Below are 24,306 nucleotides of genomic sequence, written 5' to 3' on the forward strand. Positions count from 1 at the left end.
TCACGCGCGCGCCGGCGCAGCCGATGGGCCGCGACAGCCGGGGCCGGTTCGTGCGCGGCGCTGCTGCTGCCCGGCCTGCCGCCGGCGGCGGGCGCGGTGCTGAAGCCGGCGGCCCGGCCGATGGCGACCGCGACGGCCAGGACGAAAGTGCGCTGCGCTCCCTGGGCGACCGCATCGTGGGCGCGTTCAAGGAGTCGGGCGCCGGCCTGGAGGAAGCCGACCCGACGGTCAAGGCGTTCAACGAGGTGGCCCAGCCGATGGCGCGGGGCTACGAGCTGCTGACCGGCGGCGACAGCCAGAAGAAGCAGGAAGGCTGGCTGCGCCGCATCTACGGCTCGCTGACCGGCTTCAGGAAGGACGAGGGCCTGTTCAACAAGGTAGCCGCCAAGCGGTTGAAGGCCATCGAGGAAAAGCCCGTTGCCGAGGCCGGCGGCGGTGGCGGCCTGTTCGGCGGGCTGCTTGGAATGCTGGGTGGCCTGCTGAAGCGGATTCCGGGCGTCGGTGCGCTGGCTGCCGGCGCTGGCGGGCTGCTCGCGCGCGGCGGTGGGTTGCTGGCCGGGGCTGGCCGGATGGCCGCCGGCGCTGGGCGCGGCCTGCTGGGCCTGGGCCGTGGCGCGCTGCGCCGCATTCCGATCATCGGCGCGCTGCTGGGCGGCATCGGGGCGGCTACCGACATCTACGACTCGGAGACGGACGACACCCTGACCCGGCGCGAGAAAGACCAGCGCACCGGGAAGGCGGTGGGCGGCCTAGCCGGGACGATGGGCGGCATGTTCGCCGGCGCGAAGCTCGGCGCGATGGTGGGGGCCTTCGCCGGCCCGGTGGGCGCGGCCATTGGTGGCGCCATCGGCGGCGCGGCGGGCCTGTTCTTCGGCGACCAGGCCGGCCAGATCATCGGGACGACTGTGGGAGGCTGGGTGTCCGACCTGCGCGACGCCGACATCCCCGGAAAGATCGCGGCGGCTTGGGATACCGCTGTGGCCTTCGTCAAAGACGGATGGCAGGAAGTCAAGGGTGCGGCCCTGGGTGTCTGGGAATCGGTGAAATCCGGCTGGGCGGACATGACGGATTCCCTGAAGTCGGCTTGGGATGGCGCGCTCGCAAAGCTGGAGGCTGGCTGGCAGTCGGTGAAGGACGCCGGCAACCAGGTGGCGGAATGGGCTGGCGTGCAGGCTGACAGTGCCAACGACTTCATCAAGGACAAGACGGGCATCGACATCAAGGGCGGCGCTTCGCAGGCGTGGTCTTACGTGAGCGACGCAGCGACTACCGCAGGTGATGCCGTAGTCGGGGCCGGCCGGGTCGTCGTCGATAAGGCAATAGAAATCAAGGACAAGGCCGTAGAGCTTGGCGCGCAGGCTGCCGATGCTGTCGGGCGCGGCGCGAGCTGGGCGGCCGAGAACACGACCGTCGGGCGCGGCGCGGTCAAGGCATGGGAAGGTGCGAAGGCGGCCGGAAACTGGGTGCTGGGCCAAACGAGCAAGGTGTTCGAGTCCGGCAAGGGTGGAGCTGGCACGGTTTCCAGCGGCAAGGGGGACTTTGGTGGTGCCTCCTATGGCACCTATCAGCTTTCCTCGGCGGCCGGCACGCTCCAGAAGTTCCTCTCGTCGAGCAAGTACGGCGAGCAGTTCGCCGGACTCAAGCCGGGCACGCCGGAGTTCGATGCGAAATGGAAGGCGCTGGCGAACAGCGACCCGTCGTTCGGTGACGCGCAGCACTCGTTCATCCAGGCGTCGCACTACGACCCGGCCATGTCGGGCCTGAAGGATGCTGGCATTGACCTGTCGCAGCGCGGCGCCGCCGTGCAGGATGCCATCTGGTCGTCGTCCGTGCAGTTCGGGGCAGGGAACGCGAAGCGGGGAACCGGCGCCATCGGTATGTTCCAGAAGGCTCTGGCCGGACGTGACGTTGCCACGATGAGCGACCAGGACATTGTGGCGGCGGTTCAAGACTACAAGATCGCCAACAACGACAAGCTCTTTGCCAGCTCGTCGGCAGCAGTCCGCGCCGGCACGGCCAAGCGCGCCGTGGCCGAGAAGGAGCGCCTGCTTGCTCTGGCTGGCGAGCAGACCGCGCCGGTTGTCGGCGGCGCACCCGCGCAGCCCGGCGCTCCGGAGGGTTCGCCGAGCGTGCAGGCTGTGGTCCAGGCCACGCCGCAGAACCCGGCCAGTGCCCAGCAGCCGGCACCGCCGCGCGCTGCTGCCGCGCCGGAGGGTGTCACCGCGCCCGCCGCGCCGGCGCTGGCCCAGGTTTCCGCGCCGGCCGCCCCGGTTGGCATCGTGGCGCCGGCCGCGCCCGTGGTGGCCGCCGTGAGCGTACCGACCGTGCCGGCGGCGCCCGTGGTGCCCCCCATCGCCGACGCGCCGCCCGTGGCCGTGCCGATGGCCGGGGCCGATGCGCGCAAGCCCGTTGCCGTCGTGGCGCAGCCGTCCGAGGTGGGCCAAGACCTGCGCGAGCGGGGTATCGCGCACATTGCCACGGGAGGCTTGGGGGGCGCGTAGCGGGCGTGCCGGCCCTGAAGGTTTCCGAAAAGGCCGCACGAAGGTTCCCGAAACCATCGGAAAACGGGCCGTTGCCTGTCGTTCCTTGAGCGTCATGATTTCTGGCATGGCGACGATCACTGGAAACGACATTCAAGGCATGGTGCGCCACTGGCTCAATACGCCGGTGGGGGGCTACCTCGGCTCGGACTATGGGCAGGACACGAAATCCTTGCTCCAGCGCCCGCACGCCGACGGTGCGCCCGATTCGTTCCTGCGCAAGATGCGCGGCGACGTGCCTGTGCTTCAGGCCCTGCCGACCGGCTCGCTGAACCTCTACGGCGTTCCCTCGCTGCCTGACCGCCTTGACCTGATCGTGGAAGTCGCCGGCCAGACCATCGAAGTGACGGGGGGATGACGTGCTGACCAAGGCCGATTACCAGCGGGCCATCCGCGATTCGATTGCTTCCTACCCGACCATCGCCCCTCTGTACCAGGCGGGCGACCCGCGCATCATGCAGCACCTGGACGCGATGGCAACCATGCTGGCGATGTTCTCGGCGCAGGTGGATGCGGCTCACGCGGAGCCGTTCGAGAAGACCCGCGACGCGACCGTGCTGGCGGATGCCGCCATGCGCGGCATCGTGCGCAAGGGCAAGTCCGCGCGTGTGCGCGTGCGGGCCATCAACACCAGCTCCAGCGCCTTCACGGTGGAGTCCGGCCGCACGCTGCTGGATTCGTCGGGCCTGCTGTGGCGCGTCGAGACGCCGGCTGCCGTGCCCGCCGGCGGCGAGGCCACGTTCGAGGCCAGCCAGGTGCGCTCCAGCACCATCACGCATACCGTGAGCGGCACCGAGCCGTTCTACGCCATCGAGGTTCCGGCGCCCGAGGACGACTCCTACCTGTGCGCCATCGCCGTCAGCGACGTGGATGGCGCCTTCGAGTACCGCGACCGCTACGTGAACACGGCGCCCGATGAGCGCGTGTTCCACGTCGAGGCGGACGACCGCCAGCGAACCTACATCCGGTTCGGCTTCGACGGCGTGGTGGGCGTGCAGCCCAAGGACGGCGCGGAAATCACCCTGACGGTGTTCTACACCTCGGGCGAGGTCAGCCCGGCCTACGACAGCCCGTTCTCGTTCGAGTACCTGGGTTCGCCGGCCGAGTCCGCCATCGAGCTGCGCATGGACGCGCTGCTGATCGCCGGCCAGAACCCCATGCCCATGTCGGTGCTGCGCGACCTGGCGCGCTACCCGTCGGTGTACGACAACAACGCCGTGTTCCTGGGCGAGTTCGACTTCCTGGTGCGGCGCAACTTCCCGACCCTGCAATTCCTGTCCGTCTGGAACGAGTCGGCCGAGGAACAGGCGCGCGGCCCGGCCTTCGACAACATCAACGCGATCTTCGTGGCCTGCCTCTCCAGCGAGGGCGGCGAGGACGTGCTGATCGAGGACGACCCGGACGTGCCGGTGCCGCCGGTGGTGATCGCCGACGCCGACCTGACCGGGACGCAGCAGTCCATCAAGGCGGCAATCCTGGCCGCCGACGACAGCTACCGCGTCCGCTTCTTCTCGCCCGTGCGCTCGAAAATCCGCATGACCATCAGCGCGCGGGTTTCCACCTCCTACGTGGCGTCCGACGTGAAGCAGAAGATCATCGAGGCGCTGATGGCCGAGTTCGGCCCGTCCTCGGCGGCATCGCGGCGCGGCCGCCAGCGCCCGCTGTACCAGCGCGTCTATGCGCTGCTGCGCCAGAAGGTGCCAGCCTTGTCCGACGGCGAGGCCGACCTGACCGTGGGCATCGTGGAGCCGGCCTCGCTGCTGGCCCGGCCCGAGATGTGGCGCTATCTGGACACCGACACCCTGAGCGTCACCGTGGAGACGGTGAATATCGTCACGCCTTCCTGGGGCGGGTAAGCCATGCCCCTGGATTTCTCGAACGCCCAGCTCCCGCGCCTGCTGCCGCTGGAGAACAGCTACACCGAAAACGAGGTCGAGGCCGACCTGAAGCAGTTGTTTCTCGACCTGTTCGACTCGACCCTGGCCGCCGACACCTTCGACGTGAATGTGCTGGGCGCGGCGCACCTGGGCAGCTTTGACTTGGTGCGCAAGGCGGTCAATGCCGACGGCCTGGTGCTGATGCAGGGCGACCGCGAGGAAGCCGCCACCCGCTACCTGTACCGGGCCTGGAAGTCGGGCGACGTGCAGGGGCGCGGGCTGCACTTCCTGCGCACCTACCTCCAGATGCTGTTCCCGAACCTGTGCCAGGTCGATCAGCTCTGGCACGACAAGGCGCTGCCGTACCCGACCGGCCTTTATCCCTCGACGCCGCGCTTTTCGTGGTGGCTGCACCAGATCGGCGAACCCGGCCTGAAGTTGGACGGCACCTGGGGCATCGGCCGGCGCATCCTGAACGCCGACGAGAGCCGCGCCGACCGGCCCATCGACACCGACCAGATGTACCTGACCAGCCGGGTCGAAATCGTGCTGGACTTCAGTGTGAATGTGCGCTCGATAGCGAGCCTCATGCACATCATCCGCTCGGTGATTCCCGCGCGCCTGCTGCCGGTGTTCCGCTTCTGGCTGAACTTCGTCCTGTACGTCGAAATCCTGGCATCGTCCAAGCTGCTGATGCAGAAGAACTCGCGGATGCGCTACCCCTGGTGCGGGCGCGTGATCGGCGATTCCACCGATGTGCGCTGGAAGCTGGGCAAGGATGGCGTGCTGGTCAAGCTGCCGCAGCCCTTCGGGTCGTTCCGCCTGGGCGAGGCGCGCGGCGGCAAGTCCGTGTGGCACCTGAAGGGCTGCCGCATCCAGAGTTCGGCCCTGCTGGAGAGCAAGGCCAGCGCGATCATCTATCGGCTGCCAAAGGTGGGCGAGGCCGACCGGCGGCTGGACGGCACCTGGCGGCTTGGCGGCCGCTCGCTGTACGTCGGCAGCCGTGCGGCCATGCAGAAGCGCATCGAGATGGCGGCGCCGGCCAGCCTGGTGACGACGTTCCACGACAAGCACCAGATCAAGTACCCGGCCACGCCGGCGCGCCTGGGCAGCACGGCCCGCCTGGCGCCGTGGCGCCGCCTGGACGGCCGCTGGCGCGTGGGCGAGAAGTCCGTGCGCCGGCCCTTCGGTTTCGCCATCGAGCGCGACGAGGCTTTCCTGGCCGACGGCTCCCTGGGTATGACTTCGACGGCGAATGCCTGGGCCATCCCCGAGCGCCTGGCGCGGCCCGCCGCCACGAAGCTCAAGGGCACCTCGCGCAAGCTCAACGGTACGTGGTTCCTGGGCGCGGAGAACCGCATTGGGCGCTTCCCCCTGGACGGCCGGCGCCTGCGCGCCATGCAGATGACCCAGTACCCGCGCATCGGGCACTTCGCCATCGCGGCAGACATCCCTGGCGACGTGGAATACGCCTCGGGCGACGTGCGCCGCCTGCGCCTCGATGGCGCCTGGCGCATCGGCGGCCCGGCCGCGCCGGAGTTCAAGCTGGAGGTGTTCAAGGTGCCGGGTGGGCCGGGCTACGAGCCGGAGCCGCTGGCCGACCTGGACGCCTCTGTACTGCCTGACGGCCTGGAATGACGAGGAAACCGGGAACCTGCGCGACTCGACCAAGGGCGATTTCTCGGTGGCGGGCGGCACCTACCGGCGCTGGCACGTCGCGCCGTCCTGCCGGGCCGCCATCACCCAGGGCTGACCGTCTCCGCCCGGCGGGCCGTTGTGGGCCGTCTGGATTCGGAAAAAGCCGCCAAGCCGGGGTGTTCCTGGCAACCAGAATGGCCGGCATCACGTTCATAGGAGGGCTGACATGGCTGAAGCCGTCGTCGTCAACACTTACCGCCAGCGCATCGCGGCCCGCATGGCCGGCGGCGCGCAGCTCGCGCCTGTCGCCTACATGGCCTTCGGCGATGGTGGGCACAACGCCGACCTGACGCCGAAAGCCCCGTCCGCCAGCGCGACCGCGCTCAACCACGAAATCCTGCGCAAGCCCCTCGCGGCGATCACGCAGGAAGACCTGTATTCGGTGACTGGCAAGGGCGCGGTCGAGGCCAATGAGGTTGTCGGCGCCGGAATCTCCGAGGCGGCCCTCATCGACGCCAACGGGCAGCTTGTCGGCCTGAAGACGTTTGCTCCGAAGTTCAAGGAGAACGACGAGCGTTACGAAATCAGCATCAAGCTGCGCTTCTGAAAGGAGTTTCCACAATGGCACTGCCCCATCCCAACATTTCCCCGATTCCCAACAACGAGCCGGATGCCGTCCCGTCGCTGTGGAACACCCGCTACCAGGAAATCGACGAGAACTTCGCCGATCACGAAACGCGCGTGGCGGCCCGCGAAACCGAGCTGAACAACGCCCGTGGCGGCAAGGCCAACCTGGCCGCCCGCCTGACCGAGATGGACTCGAACATCGGCGCGACCTCGGTGGACATGCAGAACGCCACGGCCGCCGCGCTGAAGTTCGCGCTCGACCAGGCCGCGCTGGCGAACTACGGCGTGCGCGCGTTGCGCGAACAGGCCCAGCAGGAGGGCGTCGTCACGATCAAGAACCGGGGTGTCGTCAAGGGCTGCTCGGTGTCGAAATCGACCACGGCGGCGCGCAACCTGAACATCGTCACCGGCGTGTGCTTCGCCAACGGCCGGGCCTATCCCGTGTCCGATGGCACCAATGCTGCCTCCGTGCCCAGCAACATCGGCTCCAGCTCCGTGGTGGTGTATGCCTACCTGTTCCAAGATGCGAACGGCCTGTGGCGCCTGGCGGTGACGCCCATCGGCACGACCGTTCCCGACGGCGCCATCACCATCTACAACCTGACCATCCCGGCGAACTCGACCGATGCCACCGACCCGAACCTGACCGGCGTGGCGATGACGGACGTTCGCCGCGTCGAAGCGCAGTTCCCGCAACTGTTCGACAACCCGGCCGGCGCGTCGCCCGTCCTGCAAACGCTGGGTGCCAACGACTACGGCCTGTCCTTCGACGTGGTTTCCGCCGACGGCGCGCCCTGCGACAGCCGGCACATCGTCGTTGCCAGTCGCGCCACCAATGGATTCACCGTCCGTTTGGCGAGCGCGGCCGACAACGTGGTTCTGCGCTGGCGCGCCAGCAAGCTCAACAACTAGGAAAGGAGCAATCCACCATGCAAATCATCCTCAAGCAGGACGGCCAGCCCGTCGCCGACTTCTCGGTGTCGGGCGCCAATGTCACCGTCGCCGGCGTCGCCATCGACTGCGCCGAGCGCCAGCAGGACATCGCCGTCTCGGTCGAAGTCCGCCAGAACATCGGCGGCCCCAGCGAAGGCGGCAACGGCGCCTACCTGGCGCAAATCGAGATTCCGGCACGCCGCTACGAGACGGTCACTGTCCCCGCCGAAGGCGAGGACGAACAGCCGACCGAGCTGCGCGAGCCGCTGCCGCTCGACCCGAACGCCGTCGTCGTCACGCTCTGGCCCACGGCCTAAGCGCGCGGCACCACCCCGACCGATTCATCAGGAGAAACCTACATGCCTTCCATCTTCGTCAAGGACGACCTGCGCGCGTCCGTCGAGGCCGCCACCGGCGGCAAAGTCACGGTGCTTTACACCGCCAGCGGCCAGCCCTCGTACATGAACGTCATCCCCAAGTTCAACCTGGAAGACATCGACGCGGGCCTGGGTTCCGGTGTGCATCCGGCGTTCATCGTCGGCGGCGTCGAGAAGTCCGAGCTGTTCATCGGCACCTACCAGGGCATCAACAAGAACGGCGAGTTCCTGAGCTTGCCGGGCGTCGATCCCACCGTGTCGCAGAACTTCGACTACTTCGCCAACCTGGCGCGCGCCAACGGCCCCGGCTGGCACGCCATCAGCAGCATCGAGTTCACGGCGCTGGCGCTGTGGTGCTGGAAGAACGGCTACATGCCGCGCGGCAACAGCAACTACGGCCGCTCCAGCGATGCCACCTGGGAAACCGGCCGGCGCGTCGATGGCGGCACCCCCGGCGATACCTCGACCGGCGGCCGCACGCTGACCGGCTCCGGCCCGGTGAGCTGGCGCCACGACAACAGCGTGGGCGGAATCGCTGACCTGTGCGGCAACATCTGGGAATGGTCGCCGGGCCTGCGCGTGGTGGCCGGTGAAATCCAGGTCATCGCCAACAATGACGCGGCGCTGAATGCCACCGACCTGGGCGCCACGTCCTCGGCCTGGAAGGCCATCGACGGCGATACCGGCCTGCTCATCAACCCGACCTTCACCGGCACCATCGCCGGCGGCGACTACGTGCCGACCACGCCGAAGTCCGTCCGCTACAACACGTCGGGCACCGCGAACTACACGCTGGTTCGCGCCTCGGGCCAGTCCTTCGAGGGTATGACCAACCCCGGCGCGACGCCGGTGTCGGCCGCCGCGCTGACCGTGCTGAAGAAGTACGGCCTGTACCCGGTGGCGAACACGGGCCTGGGCGGCGATGGCTTCTACCTGAACGTGGAAGGCGAACGGCTGGCGATCCGTGGCGGCAACTGGGGCCGCGCCGCCATCTCGGGCGTGTTCGCGCTGCACCTGGCCAGCGCTCGGTCGAGCGCGGACACGAGCATCGGCTCCCGCCCCGCTTTTGTGCTCTGAAATCTGGGGCGTGTCATCTGATGGGGTGGGCGATAGCCCACCCCTCGGGCCTCTCCAAGAAAACCGCTCAGGGAATCCAAGATGAACGAAACGAACTTCGAGCACGCCATCTACGCCGTGCTCCTGCAAATCGCGGTGGGCGTGCTCACCGGCAACTGGTGGATTGGCGCCGCCGCTGGCGTCTTCTTCTTCCTCGGCCGCGAGCACGCGCAGTTCGAGCGCAAGCTGGCCGTCGCCGGCGGCACCGTCGGCACGCTCAACCCGCTGGCCGGGTTCCAGCTCTGGAAGTGGAGCCTCGACAGCCAGCTCGACCTGGCGTTTCCCGTCGCGGCGACGCTGCTGGTGGCCCTCGGCTGGCACCTCGGCGTGAGCGTGCCCTTCGTAGTGCTGTTCTCGGCCCTGGTGCTGCTGAACGTCGCCGACGCGGTGCTCACGGTGCGCGTGCTGGATGCCGGCGGCCGCGAGCTGAACCCCGTCATGGCGAAGGCCATGAGCTGGATTGGCGTGGTGCCGGCGCTGGTGGTCGTGAAGGTCGTTGCTCTCGCGGCGTTCTACGTCGGCCTGGGCGTGCAGGCGCCGGATTGGGTCTATACGCCCCACGTCACAGCGGGCCTGTGCGGCTTCTATGGCTTGGTCGTCTGCAACAACTGGCGGCTGGTGGCCGCGCAGGCGTGACGCGGCCAGTCCAGAGCGACCTACTGATTCGGCAGAAATGCGAGGCAATGATCGAGTACGGCCACACGGCCGTCAGGCAGTTTCCCAAGATGGAGCGGCACGTCCTCGGCGCGGAGATTCGCGCCACGATGTGGGCGGTGCTTCGGTTGATCGTGGTGTGCAACAAGCGATACCACAAGAAGACCACGCTTCAGGACTTGGACGCCGAACTCGACCTGCTGCGCTCGCAGGTGCGGATGGCGAAGAACATGGGCTACCTCGACTTCAAGAAGTATGAGCACTGGTCGCGCTTGAACGACGAAATCGGCCGGATGGTAGGCGGTTGGGTCAAAGCATTTGCCGGAGACGGCAATGGGGGTGCGCGTTGAAAACGGCTGGCGATCCGTGGCGGCAACTGGAACAACGCCGCCATCTCGGGCGTGTTCGCGCTGAACCTGAACAACGCTCGGTCGAACACGAACACGAACATCGGCTCCCGCCCCGCTCTTGGGGAAAGTCAGGAACGGCAGGCCCACGGGCCTGACGGCAGCACACCCTCAAAAGGACGCGCATCCCCCGGCCACGGGAAACCTGAAGCCGGAAGATTGAACAGGCGGCCCGAACCAGTAGCCCGATTGGGCGACCGTTCGCAGCCGCCGCCCTTCGGGGTCTTGGGTTTATATGGCGAAGACGTACAACAATCTCTACCCGGACATTTACAGTTTCGAGTCCCTTCACGCGGCCTACATGCTCGCCCGGCGTGGCAAGCGAGATAGGCGCGAAGTCCAGAAGTTCGAGCAAGACCTGGAAGGCAACCTGATTCAGCTCCAGAACGAGCTTATCTGGGGCATGTACCAGACGGGGCACTACCGCCAGTTCACTGTCAGCGAGCCGAAGGAACGCCTCGTCGCCGCGCTGCCGTTCCGCGACCGCGTGCTCCAGCACTCGCTGGTGTCGGTGATCGAACCGCTTTGGGAGCGTCGATTCATTTTCGACAGCTATGCCTGCCGGCCGGGCAAGGGCACCCACAAGGGCGCCGACCGCGCCGAGGCCATGCTTCGCAAGGTGAAGCGCGAGCACGGCCATGTGTATGTGCTCAAGGCCGACATCTCCAAGTTCTTCTACAGCATCGACCACGGCGTGATGAAGTCGCTGGTGCGCCGGCGCATCCGGTGCCGCCGCACGCTGAAGCTGATCGACGGCATCATCGACTCGACGGCCACGCCAGGCGACCCGCACCCCGTCGGCCTGCCCATCGGCAACCTGACCTCGCAACTGTTCGCCAACGTGTATTTGAACGAGCTGGACGAGTTCGTGAAGCATGTGCTGCGGGAGAAGAACTACCTGCGCTACATGGATGACTTCCTGATCGTGCATCACGACAAGGCTCACCTGCACCGCATCCGCGCCCAGATCGAGCGGTTCCTGTGGGAGCGCCTGCGGCTCAAGACGAACGCCAAGACCCAGGTGTTCCCCGTCGGCGAGCGGTTCGGCCGCGCCGTGGATTTCCTGGGCTACAGGATATGGACGACGCACCGGCGCATCAGGAGAAGCTCGATTTCGCGCATCACCCGCACGCTCAAGCGCCTGCGCAGGCAGTACGCGGCCGGCAAGATCGACCTCTCGAAGATCAGGGAATCGGTCATGTCGTGGATAGCGCACGCGAGCCATGCGGAAACCTACGGCCTGCGCCGCAAGCTGCTGGCCAGCACCCCCTTCACGCGCGGGGAGGGCCGGCCCCAATGAGCGACGCCCACCTGGCGCTGATGACGAAATTGGAGGAATTGGACGCCTACACCCACACGGTGCTGCACCAGTTCCCCAAGCTCGAACGGCATCTGCTGTGCGCCGAGATGCGCGGCACCATGAACAGGGTGATTCGCCAGGTCGTGGTGGCGTGGAAGCGCAGGCAGAAGTCCGCCGCGCTGTTCGACCTGGACGTGGAAATCGAGGTGTTTCGGGGCCTCATCCGCAAGGCCCACCGGCTGGGCTACATCAACACGCACCGGCTGGAAGTCTGGATGCGGCACACGAACGAGATAGGCCGCATGGTAGGGGCCTGGATTAAGAACGAGGGAGGCAAGGCCATGTAGCGCGCCGCTCTCCCAAGCGATGGGGCAGAGGCTTACTCCGGCGGCAATTGGGGCAACGGCCAGAACGCCGGCGCCTTCCATCTCAACGTCAACAACGACGCGGAGTTCTCGAACTCCAACATCGGTGGCCGCCTCGCAAACGACATTGCCAGAAGGCGGGCGGTTCAAGCGGCCACCGTCCAGTGCATTTCCTTTGGGGCCTGTGTCCTGACCATGCTGTCGAAGATGAACAGGGCGCCACGGCAAGTACCCGGCACGCCGGCGAACGTGGTGGCGCCCGACCACCCCCAACAGGAACCCCATGCCGAAGACCATCAGCGGCCTATGGCCGAGCATCACCCAATTCGACAACATCTACCGCGCCTATCTTGAGGCGCGCCGCAGCAAGCGGTATCGACCCGACGTGCTGCGCTTCTCCGAAAGCCTGGAAGACAACCTTTTCGCGCTCCAGGCGGCCATGATCGAGAAAACCTGGACGCCCGGCCCGCAGCGCGAGTTCATCGTGCGCGAGCCGAAGCTGCGCGCCATCCAGGCGCCGCCGTTCGCTGATCGCGTGGTACATCACGCCCTGGTGGCCGTTGTCGGCCCGCACTTCGAGCGGCGGTTCATTTCCGATTCGTTCGCCTGCCGCGAGGGTAAGGGAACCCAGGCCGCCGTGGCGCGCGTGCAGCACTTCCTGCGCGTCGCCAAGCGCAACCACGGCGACGACCTCTACGTGCTGAAGGCGGACATCAGCAAGTATTTCGCCAGCATCCGCCACGACGTGCTCATGCGCGAGGTGGAGCGGGTCATTTTCGACCCGGACGTGCTCTGGCTGTGGCGCCGCATCATCGCTGGCTACGGGCACGAGAACGGCGTGGGCCTGCCCGTGGGCGCGCTGACCAGTCAGCTCGGGGCCAACGTCATGCTGAACCGGCTCGATCACATCGCCAAGGACGACCTCGGGCTGCGGCACTACGTCCGGTACATGGACGACTTCATCGCCATCCTGCCGAACAAGGCCGCCGCGCAGCAGGCCATGCAGACCCTGGGCGAGACGGTGCGCGAGCTGGGCTTGTGGCTGAACCCGAAGACGGCAGTTCATCCCTGGCAGCGCGGCATTGACTTTTGCGGCTACCGCATCTGGCCCACCCATGTGCTGCCGCGCAAGAGGAACATCAAGCGGGCGCGGGCCGACTTCAGGGAACTGGCGAGCCAGTTCTACCACGGGGAGGTCGATCTTGAGCACGTCCGCCAGCGGGTGATGTCCTTCTTGGCCTATGCCAAGCATTGCAACGCCCAGCGGACGGTCGAGGGCGTGCTCGGCGACCTTGTGCTGGTGCCCGGCCTGCGCGACATCGCCGAGAAGGCATCAGGCATTCCCATGACGCCGTAGCGTAACTTTTGGCGTAACTCGTTTTTTAAATTGTTGATTTTAAAGGGCCATAGACCCGTGCATCATCGGCGTGTGTTGCGCCAGTGCTGCCTGGCCGAGGTTTGCGCTATCGCTCATCAGTCCGTTGGATCTCCGGTTTTCCCGATGTTTCGTTTAGGCATCTGTACTATTTTACAGCATGCTCTGCAGGAAGGCGCGCGTGCGCGGGTGGCACGGGTTGGCGAAGAATTCTCCGGCCGGGGCGTCCTCGATGAGTTCGCCCTGGTCCATGAAGATCACCCGGTTGGCGACTTCGCGGGCGAAGTTCATCTCGTGGGTGACCACCAGCATGGTCATGTGCTCCTCGGCGAGCTGGCGCATGGTGCGCAGCACCTCGCCGGTGAGTTCGGGATCGAGGGCGGAGGTGGGTTCGTCGAACAGCATGATGTCCGGCTCCATCGCCAGCGCGCGGGCGATGGCCACGCGCTGCTTCTGCCCGCCGGAGAGCTGGGAGGGGTAGCTGGCGTGCTTCTCGGCCAGGCCGACCTTGGCGAGCAGGCGTTCGGCGGTGGGCAGGATCTGTTCGCGCCTGAGGCGCTTGACGGTGATCGGCGCCTCGATGACGTTCTGCAGCACGGTCATGTGCGGGAACAGGTTGAACTGCTGGAACACCATGCCCATCTTGCGGCAGATGCGGCGGATGTCGGCGTCGCCGACGTAGCGGCAATGGCCTTGCGCGTCGGTGTCGACCAGGGTTTCGCCCTCGATGTCGATGCGTCCGCGGTCGATGGTCTCCAGGTGGTTCAGGCAGCGCAGGAAGGTGCTCTTGCCGGAGCCGGACGGGCCGATCACGGCGATCACGTCACCCTTGCCCATGTCCAGCGAGACGCCCTTGAGCACTTCGACGTGGCCGAAGCGCTTGTGCAGGTCGCGTGCGGAGATCATCGGCGCGGCATCAGTCGTCATAGCGGGCATAGCGTTTTTCCATGCGCTGGAAGATCCAGGTGAGCACCAGGGTCATGATCAGGTAGAAGGCCGCGGCGACGATGAACGGCGTGGTGGTGAAGTCGCGCTGGACGATGCCGCGCGCCACGCGCAGCAGGTCGTTGAGCGCCAGCACGTAGATCAGCGAGGTGTCCTTGACCAGGGTGATGGTCTCGTTGCTCATCGGCGGCAGGATGCGCTTGATGACCTGCGGCAGGACGATGCGGCGCATGGTCTGCGCGTAGGTGAGGCCGAGCACCCGGGCGCCCTCGTACTGGCCCTTGTTGATCGACTGGATGCCGGCGCGGAAGATTTCCGCGAAGTAGGCCGCGTAGTTGAGCGCGAAGGCGACCACGGCGGCGGGAAAATCCGGCAGCTTGATGCCGACCACCGGCACGAAGGGCAGGGCGAAGTAGATGAACAGCATCTGCAGCATCAGCGGCGTGCCGCGCATCAGCCAGATGTAGCCGTTCACCGCCGTGCTGATCGAGCGCAAGCGCGAGATGCGCAGCAGCGCCAGCACCAGCCCGAGCGGCACCGACAGCGCCAGCGTGATGAAGAACAGCTTGAGCGTGACGGTGGTGCCCTGCCACAACGGGCCGAGGAGGGAAAGCACGTAATCCATGGGGGCGGCTCGGATAAAACAAAAAAACGGCCCACCCTGGAGTGGGCCGTCGTACTGCCTGGCGGGGACGGCTTACTTGACGATGTTCTTGCCGAACCACTGTTCCGAGATGCGCGCGGCGGAGCCGTCCTGCTTCATGGCGTTGAGCGCCTCTTCCAGCTTGGCGAGCAGCTCTGTGTTTTCCTTGGCGGTGCCCACGCCGTACTCCTCGGCGCCGAAGTGGTCTTCCAGCACGCGGTACTCGTCGGCGCGCTTGGCGATGTAGTAGCGGCCCACCACTTCATCCAGCACCACGGCGTCCAGACGGCCGGCGCTCAGGTCCATCAGTGCGGTCACGTTGTCGCCGAACTTCTTCAGTTCCTTCAGCGCGGCGGTGATTTCGGCTTCCTTCTCCACGGCCTGCACGGCGCTGCTGCCTTCCTGCACGCCGACCACCTTGCCGGCCAGGTCGGCCTTGGTGTTGATCGGCGAGTTGGCGGCCACCACGATGGCCTGGTGGTTTTCCATGTAGGGCGAGGTGAAGCCGATGTGCTGCTTGCGCTCCTCGGTGATGGTCAGGCCGTTCCACAGCACGTCGATGCGCCCGCTGTTCAGTTCGGCTTCCTTGGCGCTCCACTCGATGGGGCGGAATTCGACATCGACGCCCAAACGGGTGGCGGCCTCGCGGGCCAGGTCGATGTCGAAGCCGACCAGTTTGTTCTGTTCGTCGCGGAAGCCCATGGGCGGGAAGTTGTCATCCAGGCCGACCACCACTTTCCTGGCTGCGGCCGGCTGGCTGGCAGCTTCGGTGGCGGGTTGTTCGTTGTTGCCGCAGGCGGACAGCAGCAGACCCGCGGTCAGGGACAGGAGGGTGAGCGCGACAGATTTCTTCATGGTTCCGATTTACCTGATGATGGACGGGTGATGGCGCCGGATCGGCGGGCCTTTCAAGCGCACGCGCCACCGTTCGGCCGGAGCCGGCGCGGTGGCGCGGGCGTGATTGTCCGCTTGAAGCGCGGGTGGAGCAAGTTTGCCGCGCCGGCTGGCATGCGCAAACGGTACGGGCGGCGGACCCGTGCCGTGCCGGCGGCGCGGCGCTCAGAAGCTGTACTTGGCGGTCAGCTTGAACTTGCGCGGTTCACCGTAGATGTCCTGCGGGCCCCACAAGGTGCTGTAGGCCACCGCCCGGTAGTAGGTACGGTCGAACAGGTTGGTGACGTTGAGCTGCAGGTCCAGGTCCTTCATCGGCTGCCAGCCGATCAGCAGATCGGTGACGGTGTAGCTGCCCTGCTGGTTGCGCCAGTTCACGCCGTTGGTCGTGCCTTCGGAGTAGAAGCGGCTTTGCTGGTACAGGCTGCCGCCCACGCGCCAGCCTTGCCATGCGCCTTGCAGCCTGTAAAGCGTGCTGAGCTTGAACTGCTGGCGCGGCGCGGCGGTGTAGAAGGTCTTGCCGATGAGCGTGGCGTCGGCGTCGCGCACGTACTTGGCGTGGGACCAGGTCAGCCCCGCGCCGACCTGCCAGTTGGGGGTGAGCGCGCCCTGGATTTCCAGATCGATGCCCTTGCTGCGCACCAGGCCGGACGCTTCGTAGCAAGAAGAAGCCGGGAAGGTCGGGCATGTGCTCTGGTCGTCGAGCACGCGGGCGCGGTTGGTCTGATCGATCTGGAACAGCGCAACGCTGGCGTTCAGCGCGCCGTCGAAGTATTCGCCCTTGAGGCCGACTTCGTAGTTTTTGCCGACGATGGGCTCGATGACCTTGCCGCTGACGTCCTTGGCCGATTGCGGCGTGAAGATGTCGGTGTAGCTGGCGTAGGCGGTGTGCCGCTGGTCCAGATCGTAGGTCAGGCCGGCGTAGTGGGTGAGGTTGCGGTTGACCTTGTAGCTGCCGGTCCCCGTGCGGTTGTCGTACTCGTACCAGTCCGCGCGCAGGCCCAGCAGCAGCTTGAGCGGATCGCTCAGATGCAGGCGGGTGGTGGCGTAGAAGCTGTCCTGGCGGTTGACGTTCTCGCTGGTGCCGGTGCGCGTGGCCGTCGGGCGCGTGGTGCTGCGCGGGTCCCAGGTGGTGATGTCCACGCCGGTGTTGAACGGCGAAGGCTGCCAGGAACGGTTGTAGGTCTTGGTGGTGAGCGACTGGCTGATGGCGCCGAAGGCCAGTTCGTGGCGGCGGCCGAGCAGCTTGTAGGTGCCGCTGGCCGAGGCTTCGTAGTTCGCCGATTTGTAGTTGTACGCGCCGCCCCACACGCTGTGGCGGAACGTGGTGTCCGTTTCGCGGTACAGGTAGGTGCCCAGCAGGTCCAGGTCGCGGTCGCTGTGCAGGGTGGACAGGCGCAGTTGCCAGTCGCCCGCCAGGCGGTGTTCGAGCACACTGAAGATCGTGTCGACGGCACTGTCGGAGTGCTCCCAGTCGTTGCCGGGGAAGGTGGAGCGCGACAGGCCGAGATGCTGGCCGGTGACCGAGATCGGCAGCCCGCCCCACCAGTTGTTGGTGAAGTCCTTCTGGCGGTGCGCGCCCAGGGTCAGCAGGGTGTCGGGGCCCAGGTCGGCCTCGATCACGCCGTAGAACAGGTCGTGGTCATGCCGCTCCACGTCGCGGAAGGTCTTGGCGTCCTGCCGGGCGGCCACCACGCGGCCGCGCAGGCTGCCGGCCTCGTTGAGCGGGCCGCCGAGGTCCACCATGGCGCCGTAGTCGTCCCAACTGCCGGCGCTCAGGGTCACCGAACCCTGGAACTCGCGGGTCGGGCGCTTGTGGATCAGGTTGATCGCCGCCGAGGGGTTGCCCCGGCCCTGCGCCAGGCCGGCCGCGCCACGCACGATCTCCACGCGGTCGTACAGCGCCATGTTGGCCTGGGAGCTGGGGATGTAGGAGGAAAACTCGCTGGAGAAACCTTCGTACATCACGTCGGCGTAGAAGCCGCGCGCGCGGATCGCGGGCCGGCCGGGGCCGTCGCTGCCGGCCAGGTAGAGGCCGGGGGCGGCCTGCACCACGTCCATGATGGAAGTCATGGCCTGGTCGTCCATGCGCTGGCGTGTGATGACGGTGGCCGACTGAGGGGTTTCGCGCAGCGAGAGCGGCAGCTTGGTCGCGGTGGAGGTTTCGGCGGTGGTGTAGCTGCCGCTGCCCTCGGTGGTGGCGGCGCGTTCCACGCGGGCGGTGACGGAGACTTCCCGCATGGTCTGGCTGGCGCCGCCGGCGGGTTTCCGCACCACGAAACCGTTGCCGGCCGGCGTGATGAGCAGGCCGCTGCCGGCCAGGACGCGCTCCAGCGCCTCTCGTACGCTCAGGTTGCCGCTGAGCTCCGGCGCCTGGCGTCCGCCGACCGCGTCCGGATCGAACAGAATCTGCTGCCCGCTTTGCTGGCCGATGCGGGTCAGGGTGCCGGCCAAGGTGCCGGCGGGGATGCGGAAATCGAAGCGCGCTTGCTGCTGCGTGCCGCCGGTCTGCGCGTGGGCGGGCTGGGCGGGGCAGAGCGCGGCGATGGCCAATGCCAGCAGCACGGGTTTGAACGGTGCCCGGGCGGATTGCCGGCAAACGGATCGAGCCATGGGGTACTCCTGTCGATAGATGGATAAACGGGGCATCTACCGGTCTTGACGAAGCAGGGCGCGCAACCCGAACCTTGAATGAGAATTTTTCTATCGATCGGAATTGAAATTCCGTACGTCGCCCGCCGAGGCGCCGTGCGCCATCGGGGCGGGAATCAGTGCCGCAGGGCGATGAAGACGCTGCCGTCCGGCTGCGGGGTGACGACGGTCTGCGGCAGCAGGGTGGGCAGCGCCGCGAGGAAGGCGTCCGGCTGGCGCAGATCCACGGTGCCGGACAGGCGCAGCGCGGCGGCGCCGGGATGCACCACGCGCACCGGCGCGCCGCGGTAGTGGCTCAGATAGGCCGCCGCATAGGCCAGGGTGTCGGCCTGCAGGATGAGCAGATCCTGCTGCCAGGCGCCGACCTCGGCCGGCGTGTTGTGGGCGATTTCGGTGCGGCCGACCTGCCTGCCGTCGCGCATGATGGTGGCGCTGTCGCCGGGGGCCAGTTGCCATTCCATGTGCGCCTGCCTGGCATCCGGGGTGAGCAGCACGGCGCCGCTCTTGACGCTCACGCGCAGGTAGTCCTCCAGCGCGACCACGTTGAACTCGGTGCCGATGTCGCGCACGCGGCTCGCGGTGCTGTGCAGGGTGAAGCGGCGGCGGTCCGCGCCGATGTCGAAGAAGGCTTCGCCATGCTCCAGCACCACGTCGCGCCGGGCCAGCGTGTAGCGCACGCTCAGGCGGGTGCGCGGCCCCGCGTCGATGCGCGTGCCGTCGCTCAGCGTCAGGCTTTGCGCACCGGCGTCCGCCTGCAGGATGTGGTGTTCCACCGGCAGGTAGCGGTACACCGTCCAGCAGAGCAGCAGCAACGCGCAGCTGGCCAGCGCGGCGCGTGGCAGCCAGGCGATGCCGCGCGCCGCGGCCGGTCTGGGCTTCACGGCGGCGCTGCGGGCGGCCTCGGGCAGGGCGTCGAGTTCTCCCCAGGCCAGGGTGAACTGTTCGTACTCCCGCGCATGCTCCGGAGCCGCGCGCAGCCAGGCTTGAAACTCGGCTTCCCCGGCGGCGTCGAGTGAGCCGTCACGCCGGCGGAAGAACCAGTCGAGCGCGGCGGCCTCCACCGCGCTGGCGGCTTCCTGTTCGGAGAAGGAGCGGGAAGTGTTCATGGCCGGCGGGAACCATCCGGTGCGTCCTGCAGGCTGCGCTTGCAGTGCAGCAGGCCCAGGCGCACGTGCTTTTCCACCATGCGCACGGAAATGCCCATGCGGGCGGCGATCTCGGTGTGCGGCAGCTCCTCGAACTTGTACAGCAGAAAGGCCTCGCGCTGGCGTTCCGGCATGGAATCGAGCGCCTGACGCAGGCGTGCCAGGCGCTGACGGGCCTCGGCACGCTCCTCGGGCTGCCAGTGCGCCGGCGCGGCGGCTTCTCTGCCGGCGGCTTCGCCCTCTTCGCTGCAGGCCTTGTGCGGATCGGCAAAGATCGAGCGGGTCAGCTGTTCCCTGCGCCACAGGTCGTTGGCGATGTTGCGCGCCACGCCGCGCAGGAAGGCGCCCAGCTTCTCGATCGGCTGCGGGGCGGCAAGGGCGCGCGCGTAGCTTTCCTGGGCGATCTCCGCTGCGGTTTCCTTGTCCTTGACGAGCCGGCGGCAAAAGATGAGCAGGTCTTGATCGTAGCGGGAGGGCACGGATGGATCGGCGACGTTCGAGCGCGCGGCGATTATGTGAAAGAGAATTGTTCTCATTCTTTCACAAACCACGGCGGCCGTCGAATGCCATGGGGGAAGGAGGCGGATCGCCGTCATGCAAAAAAGAACCCGGCCGCAGCCGGGTCTTCGCATTCGCGCTCGTGCAGCCTCAGGCCTGCACGGAGGCCGGCCGCCAAGCCTGCACGATGGGCAGGATCTGGGCGAAGATCTTCGGACTGCCCGCGACCAGGTTGCCGGTGGTCAGGTAGTCGGATTCGCCGGCCAGGTCGGAGACCAGTCCGCCGGCCTCCTGGATCAGCAGCACGCCGGCGGCCATGTCCCACGGCGCCAGGCCCATTTCCCAGAACCCGTCGATGCGCCCGCAGGCCAGCCAGGCCAGATCCAGCGAGGCCGCGCCCGGGCGGCGGATGCCGGCGGTCTTGCCGGTGAGTTCCTTGAAGGTGGCGATGTAGGCATCCAGGTGTTCGAGCTGCTTGAACGGGAAGCCGGTGCCGATCAGCGCCTCGTTGAGCCGCACGCGCTTGGAGACGCGGATGCGCCGGTCGTTGAGGAAGGCGCCGCGGCCCTTGGTGGCGGTGAACAGCTCGTTGCGGTTGGGGTCGAAGATCACCGCCTGTTCCAGCACGCCTTTCTTCGCCAGGGCGATGGAGACGGCGTACTGCGGAAAGCCGTGGATGAAGTTGGTGGTGCCGTCCAGCGGGTCGATGATCCACTGGTATTCGGCGTTGGCGGTGTCGCCGGACTCGCCCGACTCCTCTGCTAGAATGCCGTGCTCCGGGTAGGCGTCGCGCAGCACCTCGATGATCGCCGCCTCGGCCGCGCGGTCCACCTCGGTGACGAAGTCGTTGGGCGACTTGGACTGCACCTTGAGCAGATCGAGATCCAGCGAAGCGCGGTTGATGATGCTGGCGGCCCGGCGGGCGGCCTTTACGGCGATGGTCAGAGTGGGATGCATGCGCGTCGGTCTCGCGTGAAGGGAGCGCCGGAGCGGCGCTTCCGCAGAAGTGAAAACTAAAAACGTTGAATTTTAATATGAACGGCGCCTCCGCGCTCGACCGCGTCCGCATCGTGCTGTCGCGCACCTCGCACCCCGGCAATATCGGCGCGGCCGCGCGGGCGATGAAGACCATGGGCCTGTCGCGCCTGTGGCTGGTGGAGCCGCGCGAACATCCCAGCCGCGAAGCCTGGGCGCGCGCCTCGGGCGCGCTGGACGTGCTCGACCGGGCGCAGGTGGTTTCCACGCTCGAAGAGGCCCTGGCCGGCACCGTGCTGAGCGCGGCGGTCACCGCCCGCCGCCGCGAACTCGCGCTGCCGCGCCTGCACGCCCGCGAGGCCGCCGCCGAACTGCTGGCATGGGCCGCGCAGGGCGAGGTGGCCCTGGTGTTCGGCAACGAGACCAGCGGGCTGACCAACGAGGAAGTGGCGCTGTGCGGCATGCCGGTGAGCATTCCGGCCAATCCCGAGTATTCCTCGCTGAACCTCGGCGCGGCGGTGCAACTGCTGTGCTACGAACTGCGCATGGGCGCGCTGGCGCCGGCCGCGCCGGTCGATCCACGCCCGGAACCGGCCACCCACGACGAGGTGGAGGGTTTCTTCGCCCATCTGGAGCGTGCCAGCACGCAGAGCGGTTTCCACGACCCGGCCCATCCCAAGCGCCTGCTGCCGCGCCTGCGCCGCTTGTTCGGGCGTGCGCGCCTGGAAAAGGAAGAGGTCAGCATCCTGCGCGGCCTGCTGACTAGCTTTGAGCGCAAGGCCGATTAAAATAGTCGGATATAAACCGGCACCCCGTATCAGGAGAGCAGCATCCATGTTCCAGAACCTGCGTGAAGACTTGGCCAGCGTTCGCGAGCGCGATCCCGCAGCCCGTTCCACGTGGGAGGTGTTCACTTGTTACCCGGGCGTGCATGCGCTGATCTTCCATCGCCTCGCGCACGCTGCGTGGACGCGCCGGCTGTACTGGCTGGGGCGCTTCGTCAGCCACATCGGCCGCTTCCTGACCGGCATCGAGATCCATCCCGGCGCGCGCATCGGTCACCGGGTGTTCATCGACCACGGCATGGGCGTGGTGATCGGCGAAACCGCCGAGGTCGGCGACGATTGCACCATCTACCAGGGCGTGACCCTGGGGGGTACCTCGCTGTATCGCGGCGAGAAGCGCCATCCCACGCTCGGCAAGGGCGTGGTGGTCGGCGCCGGCGCCAAGGTGCTGGGCGGCTTCCTGGTCGGCGACGGGGCCAAGATCGGCTCCAACGCGGTGGTCGTCAAGCCGGTGCCGGCGGGGGCCACGGCGGTGGGCAATCCGGCGCGCGTGCTCGATCCGGAACGGGATGCGGAGCGCGAGCAAAAGGCCGGGCAGATGGGCTTCTCCGCCTACGGCGTGACCCGCGACATGGACGATCCGCTCTCCAAGGCCCTGCATGGCCTGCTCGATCACGCGGTGGAGACGGACCGGCGTTTCCAGGTGCTGGTGGAGCGCATGCAGGCGGCCGGGGTGAACATCAATGGCGAGATGGACTGCCCCGACGAGTGCGATCCGGCACGCTTGTCCAGGATGGTGGATTAGTTGACCGATTTTGTCGGGAACCGTATAGTTGAGTGAAAAATTCGGGTATTGATCCCGGACCATTACGCTGATCTGTGCGAGGAGCCATCATGAGACTGACCACCAAAGGACGATTCGCAGTCACGGCGATGATCGATCTGGCCTCGCGCCAGGCCACCGGCCCGGTCACCCTGGCCGGCATCGCCGAACGCCAGCACATCTCCCTGTCGTATCTGGAACAACTGTTCGGCAAGCTGCGCCGCTACAAGCTGGTGAGCAGCGTGCGCGGACCGGGCGGCGGCTACCGCCTGGCGCGCGACATGAAGGACATCACCGTGGCCGACATCATCGTCGCCGTGGACGAGCCGCTCGACGCCACCCAGTGCGGCGGCAAGCAGAACTGCCACGACCAGCACGTCTGTATGACCCACGACCTGTGGACCAACCTCAACAAGCGCATGTACGAGTACCTGGCCTCGGTGACCCTGGCCGCGCTGGTGCGCCGCGAGGTGAAGCCGGAAGAGGACGTCAGCATCATCGTCGACGTGCGCCGCCGCGCCATGGTCGCCCTGCGCGAGGCGGCCGTTTCCGCCTGAGTACCGCTGCCATGTTCGCGCCGACCTACCTCGACTGGAATGCCACCACACCGCTCGATCCGGCGGTGCGCGAGGCCATGCTGCCGTGGCTGGACGCGCGCTACGGCAATGCTTCCAGCCGTCACGAGTATGGCCGGCAGGCACGCGCGGCGATCGACGAGGCGCGCGCACGGGTGGCCGCCGCGCTCGGCGCGCACGCCACCGAGGTGGTGTTCACCAGCGGCGGTTCGGAAGCCAACAACCTGTTCGTCAAGGGCGCCGCGGCGCTGAAGAAGCCCGCCCTGATCGCGGTGAGCGCCATCGAGCACCCCTGCGTGCGCGAGCCTGCCCGCCAACTGGCGCGCCAGGGCTGGACGCTGCGCGAGATTGCGGTGGATGCCCAGGGCCGCATCGACGCCGAGGACTGGCGGGCGGTGCTCGCCGGGCGTCCCGCGCTGGTGTCGGTGATGCTTGCCAACAATGAAACCGGCGTGCTGCAGGACGTCGCCGCGCTGGCCGCCGAGGCGCGTGCCGCGGGCGCGCTGTTCCACACCGACGCGGTACAGGCGCTGGGCAAGATGGCGGTGGATTTCCGCACGCTGGGCGTGCATGGACTGACGGTTTCCGCGCACAAGATCGGCGGCCCGCTGGGCGCGGGCGCGCTGGTGCTGGACAAGCGCGTGGAACTGGCGCCGCTGATCGCCGGCGGCGGACAGGAGCGCGGCCTGCGCTCGGGCACCGAGAACGTCGCCGCCATCGTCGGCTTCGGCGTGGCCTGCGAGCGCGCGCTGGCGCGCGGCGCGGCGGAGGCCGAACGCCTGGCGGCGCTGCGCGACGAACTCGAACGCGGGCTGGCGGCGCATGGCGCCAAGCTGTTTTCCGCCGGCGCGCCGCGCCTGCCGAATACCTCGTTCTTCGCTGTGGAAGGCATCGACGGCGAAACCCTGGTCGGCCGGCTGGACCGCGCCGGTTTCGCCTGCGCCAGCGGCTCCGCCTGCTCCAGCGCCGACCCGCGCCCCTCCGGCGTGCTGCTGGCGATGGGCGTGGAGCCCGTGCTGGCACGTGGCGCCGTGCGCGTGAGCCTGGGGCGCGACAGCACGGCCGAGGACGTACGGGGTTTTCTGGGGGCCTTGGGCCGCCTGGTGGATGAATTGAAGAACCTGACCGCGATGGCGGTCTGAACGACAAACAAGAAAAGACCTGC

At 67.4% G+C, this 24,306-nt stretch carries 24 protein-coding genes; 17 read left to right on the top strand and 7 right to left on the bottom strand.

Annotated features, from left to right (window positions below):
- The 13 genes from E6C76_RS04115 to E6C76_RS04170 all read left to right on the top strand — a co-directional run.
- Positions 1 to 2,501: VgrG-related protein (locus E6C76_RS04115; protein ID WP_456320483.1), on the top strand; the 2,501-nt coding region annotated here is incomplete at its 5' end.
- 106 nt (positions 2,502 to 2,607) lie between these two features.
- Positions 2,608 to 2,898 (top strand): hypothetical protein, encoded by a 291-nt coding sequence (locus tag E6C76_RS04120; protein ID WP_136347005.1) that lies wholly within the window; start codon positions 2,608 to 2,610, stop codon positions 2,896 to 2,898.
- A 1-nt stretch (position 2,899) separates the two neighbouring features.
- Positions 2,900 to 4,396 (top strand): hypothetical protein, encoded by a 1,497-nt coding sequence (locus E6C76_RS04125; RefSeq protein WP_136347006.1) that lies wholly within the window; start codon positions 2,900 to 2,902, stop codon positions 4,394 to 4,396.
- Positions 4,397 to 4,399: 3 nt separating this feature from the next.
- Positions 4,400 to 6,055: a hypothetical protein gene (locus E6C76_RS04130; RefSeq protein WP_136347007.1), complete on the top strand. Its 1,656-nt coding sequence runs from the start codon at positions 4,400 to 4,402 to the stop codon at positions 6,053 to 6,055.
- Positions 6,056 to 6,281: 226 nt separating this feature from the next.
- Positions 6,282 to 6,662: a phage tail protein gene (locus E6C76_RS04135; protein ID WP_105812239.1), complete on the top strand. Its 381-nt coding sequence runs from the start codon at positions 6,282 to 6,284 to the stop codon at positions 6,660 to 6,662.
- 14 nt (positions 6,663 to 6,676) lie between these two features.
- The gene (locus E6C76_RS04140; protein ID WP_136347008.1) at positions 6,677 to 7,594 is read left to right on the top strand and encodes a hypothetical protein; all 918 of its coding nucleotides are present in this window, start codon (positions 6,677 to 6,679) and stop codon (positions 7,592 to 7,594) included.
- Between the two features lie 17 nt (positions 7,595 to 7,611).
- A complete protein-coding gene (locus E6C76_RS04145; protein WP_128671146.1) occupies positions 7,612 to 7,932 on the top strand; it encodes a hypothetical protein in 321 nt (106 codons plus the stop codon).
- A 42-nt stretch (positions 7,933 to 7,974) separates the two neighbouring features.
- Entirely contained in the window at positions 7,975 to 9,069 is a 1,095-nt protein-coding gene (locus E6C76_RS04150; RefSeq protein ID WP_136347009.1) for a hypothetical protein, read from the top strand.
- An 81-nt stretch (positions 9,070 to 9,150) separates the two neighbouring features.
- Positions 9,151 to 9,744 (top strand): DUF5658 family protein, encoded by a 594-nt coding sequence (locus E6C76_RS22200; protein WP_211090108.1) that lies wholly within the window; start codon positions 9,151 to 9,153, stop codon positions 9,742 to 9,744.
- Positions 9,741 to 10,112: a diversity-generating retroelement protein Avd gene (avd, locus tag E6C76_RS22205; RefSeq protein ID WP_269140152.1), complete on the top strand. Its 372-nt coding sequence runs from the start codon at positions 9,741 to 9,743 to the stop codon at positions 10,110 to 10,112. The genes E6C76_RS22200 and avd (E6C76_RS22205) overlap by 4 nt, the downstream gene beginning before the upstream one ends.
- Positions 10,113 to 10,404: 292 nt before the next feature.
- Positions 10,405 to 11,469 (top strand): RNA-directed DNA polymerase, encoded by a 1,065-nt coding sequence (locus E6C76_RS04160; RefSeq protein WP_136347010.1) that lies wholly within the window; start codon positions 10,405 to 10,407, stop codon positions 11,467 to 11,469.
- Positions 11,466 to 11,816, top strand: a complete 351-nt coding sequence (gene avd / locus E6C76_RS04165; RefSeq protein WP_136347011.1) for a diversity-generating retroelement protein Avd — start codon at positions 11,466 to 11,468, stop codon at positions 11,814 to 11,816. Before E6C76_RS04160 ends, avd (E6C76_RS04165) begins: the two co-directional genes overlap by 4 nt.
- A 301-nt stretch (positions 11,817 to 12,117) precedes the next feature.
- Positions 12,118 to 13,191, top strand: coding sequence for a reverse transcriptase domain-containing protein (locus E6C76_RS04170; RefSeq protein ID WP_136347012.1), 1,074 nt, complete (start codon positions 12,118 to 12,120; stop codon positions 13,189 to 13,191).
- A 171-nt stretch (positions 13,192 to 13,362) separates the two neighbouring features.
- On the opposite strand, the gene E6C76_RS04175 is transcribed toward E6C76_RS04170, so the two are convergent.
- The 7 genes from E6C76_RS04175 to E6C76_RS04205 form a co-directional block, all read right to left on the bottom strand.
- Positions 13,363 to 14,145 carry an amino acid ABC transporter ATP-binding protein gene (locus tag E6C76_RS04175; RefSeq protein ID WP_456320484.1) on the bottom strand — a complete coding sequence of 261 codons (783 nt, stop codon included), beginning with the start codon at positions 14,143 to 14,145 and terminating at the stop codon, positions 13,363 to 13,365.
- Entirely contained in the window at positions 14,126 to 14,779 is a 654-nt protein-coding gene (locus E6C76_RS04180; RefSeq protein ID WP_136347013.1) for an amino acid ABC transporter permease, read from the bottom strand. The genes E6C76_RS04175 and E6C76_RS04180 overlap by 20 nt, the downstream gene beginning before the upstream one ends.
- A 72-nt stretch (positions 14,780 to 14,851) precedes the next feature.
- Entirely contained in the window at positions 14,852 to 15,652 is an 801-nt protein-coding gene (locus E6C76_RS04185) for an amino acid ABC transporter substrate-binding protein (RefSeq protein ID WP_136347014.1), read from the bottom strand.
- A 204-nt stretch (positions 15,653 to 15,856) separates the two neighbouring features.
- A complete protein-coding gene (locus tag E6C76_RS04190; protein ID WP_168734236.1) occupies positions 15,857 to 18,301 on the bottom strand; it encodes a TonB-dependent siderophore receptor in 2,445 nt (814 codons plus the stop codon).
- Positions 18,302 to 18,456: 155 nt separating this feature from the next.
- Positions 18,457 to 19,446: a FecR family protein gene (locus E6C76_RS04195; protein ID WP_136347016.1), complete on the bottom strand. Its 990-nt coding sequence runs from the start codon at positions 19,444 to 19,446 to the stop codon at positions 18,457 to 18,459.
- Positions 19,443 to 19,964 carry an RNA polymerase sigma factor gene (locus E6C76_RS04200; RefSeq protein ID WP_211090110.1) on the bottom strand — a complete coding sequence of 174 codons (522 nt, stop codon included), beginning with the start codon at positions 19,962 to 19,964 and terminating at the stop codon, positions 19,443 to 19,445. Before E6C76_RS04200 ends, E6C76_RS04195 begins: the two co-directional genes overlap by 4 nt.
- A gap of 169 nt (positions 19,965 to 20,133) precedes the next feature.
- On the bottom strand, positions 20,134 to 20,940 hold the full coding sequence (locus E6C76_RS04205) for an inositol monophosphatase family protein (RefSeq protein ID WP_136347018.1): 807 nt from the start codon (positions 20,938 to 20,940) through the stop codon (positions 20,134 to 20,136).
- Positions 20,941 to 21,017: 77 nt separating this feature from the next.
- Here E6C76_RS04205 and E6C76_RS04210 point away from each other — a divergent pair, with 77 nt between their 5' ends.
- The 4 genes from E6C76_RS04210 (at position 21,018) to E6C76_RS04225 (ending at position 24,283) form a co-directional block, all read left to right on the top strand.
- Positions 21,018 to 21,746: an RNA methyltransferase gene (locus E6C76_RS04210; protein WP_136347019.1), complete on the top strand. Its 729-nt coding sequence runs from the start codon at positions 21,018 to 21,020 to the stop codon at positions 21,744 to 21,746.
- A 46-nt stretch (positions 21,747 to 21,792) separates the two neighbouring features.
- A complete protein-coding gene (cysE, locus tag E6C76_RS04215) occupies positions 21,793 to 22,548 on the top strand; it encodes a serine O-acetyltransferase (protein ID WP_136347020.1) in 756 nt (251 codons plus the stop codon).
- A gap of 89 nt (positions 22,549 to 22,637) precedes the next feature.
- The gene (gene iscR, locus E6C76_RS04220; protein ID WP_136347021.1) at positions 22,638 to 23,123 is read left to right on the top strand and encodes a Fe-S cluster assembly transcriptional regulator IscR; all 486 of its coding nucleotides are present in this window, start codon (positions 22,638 to 22,640) and stop codon (positions 23,121 to 23,123) included.
- Positions 23,124 to 23,134: 11 nt separating this feature from the next.
- On the top strand, positions 23,135 to 24,283 hold the full coding sequence (locus tag E6C76_RS04225; protein WP_136347022.1) for a cysteine desulfurase family protein: 1,149 nt from the start codon (positions 23,135 to 23,137) through the stop codon (positions 24,281 to 24,283).
- Positions 24,284 to 24,306: the final 23 nt, after the last annotated feature.

This window comes from Pseudothauera nasutitermitis (assembly GCF_004801295.1).
Lineage (GTDB): Bacteria > Pseudomonadota > Gammaproteobacteria > Burkholderiales > Rhodocyclaceae > Pseudothauera > Pseudothauera nasutitermitis.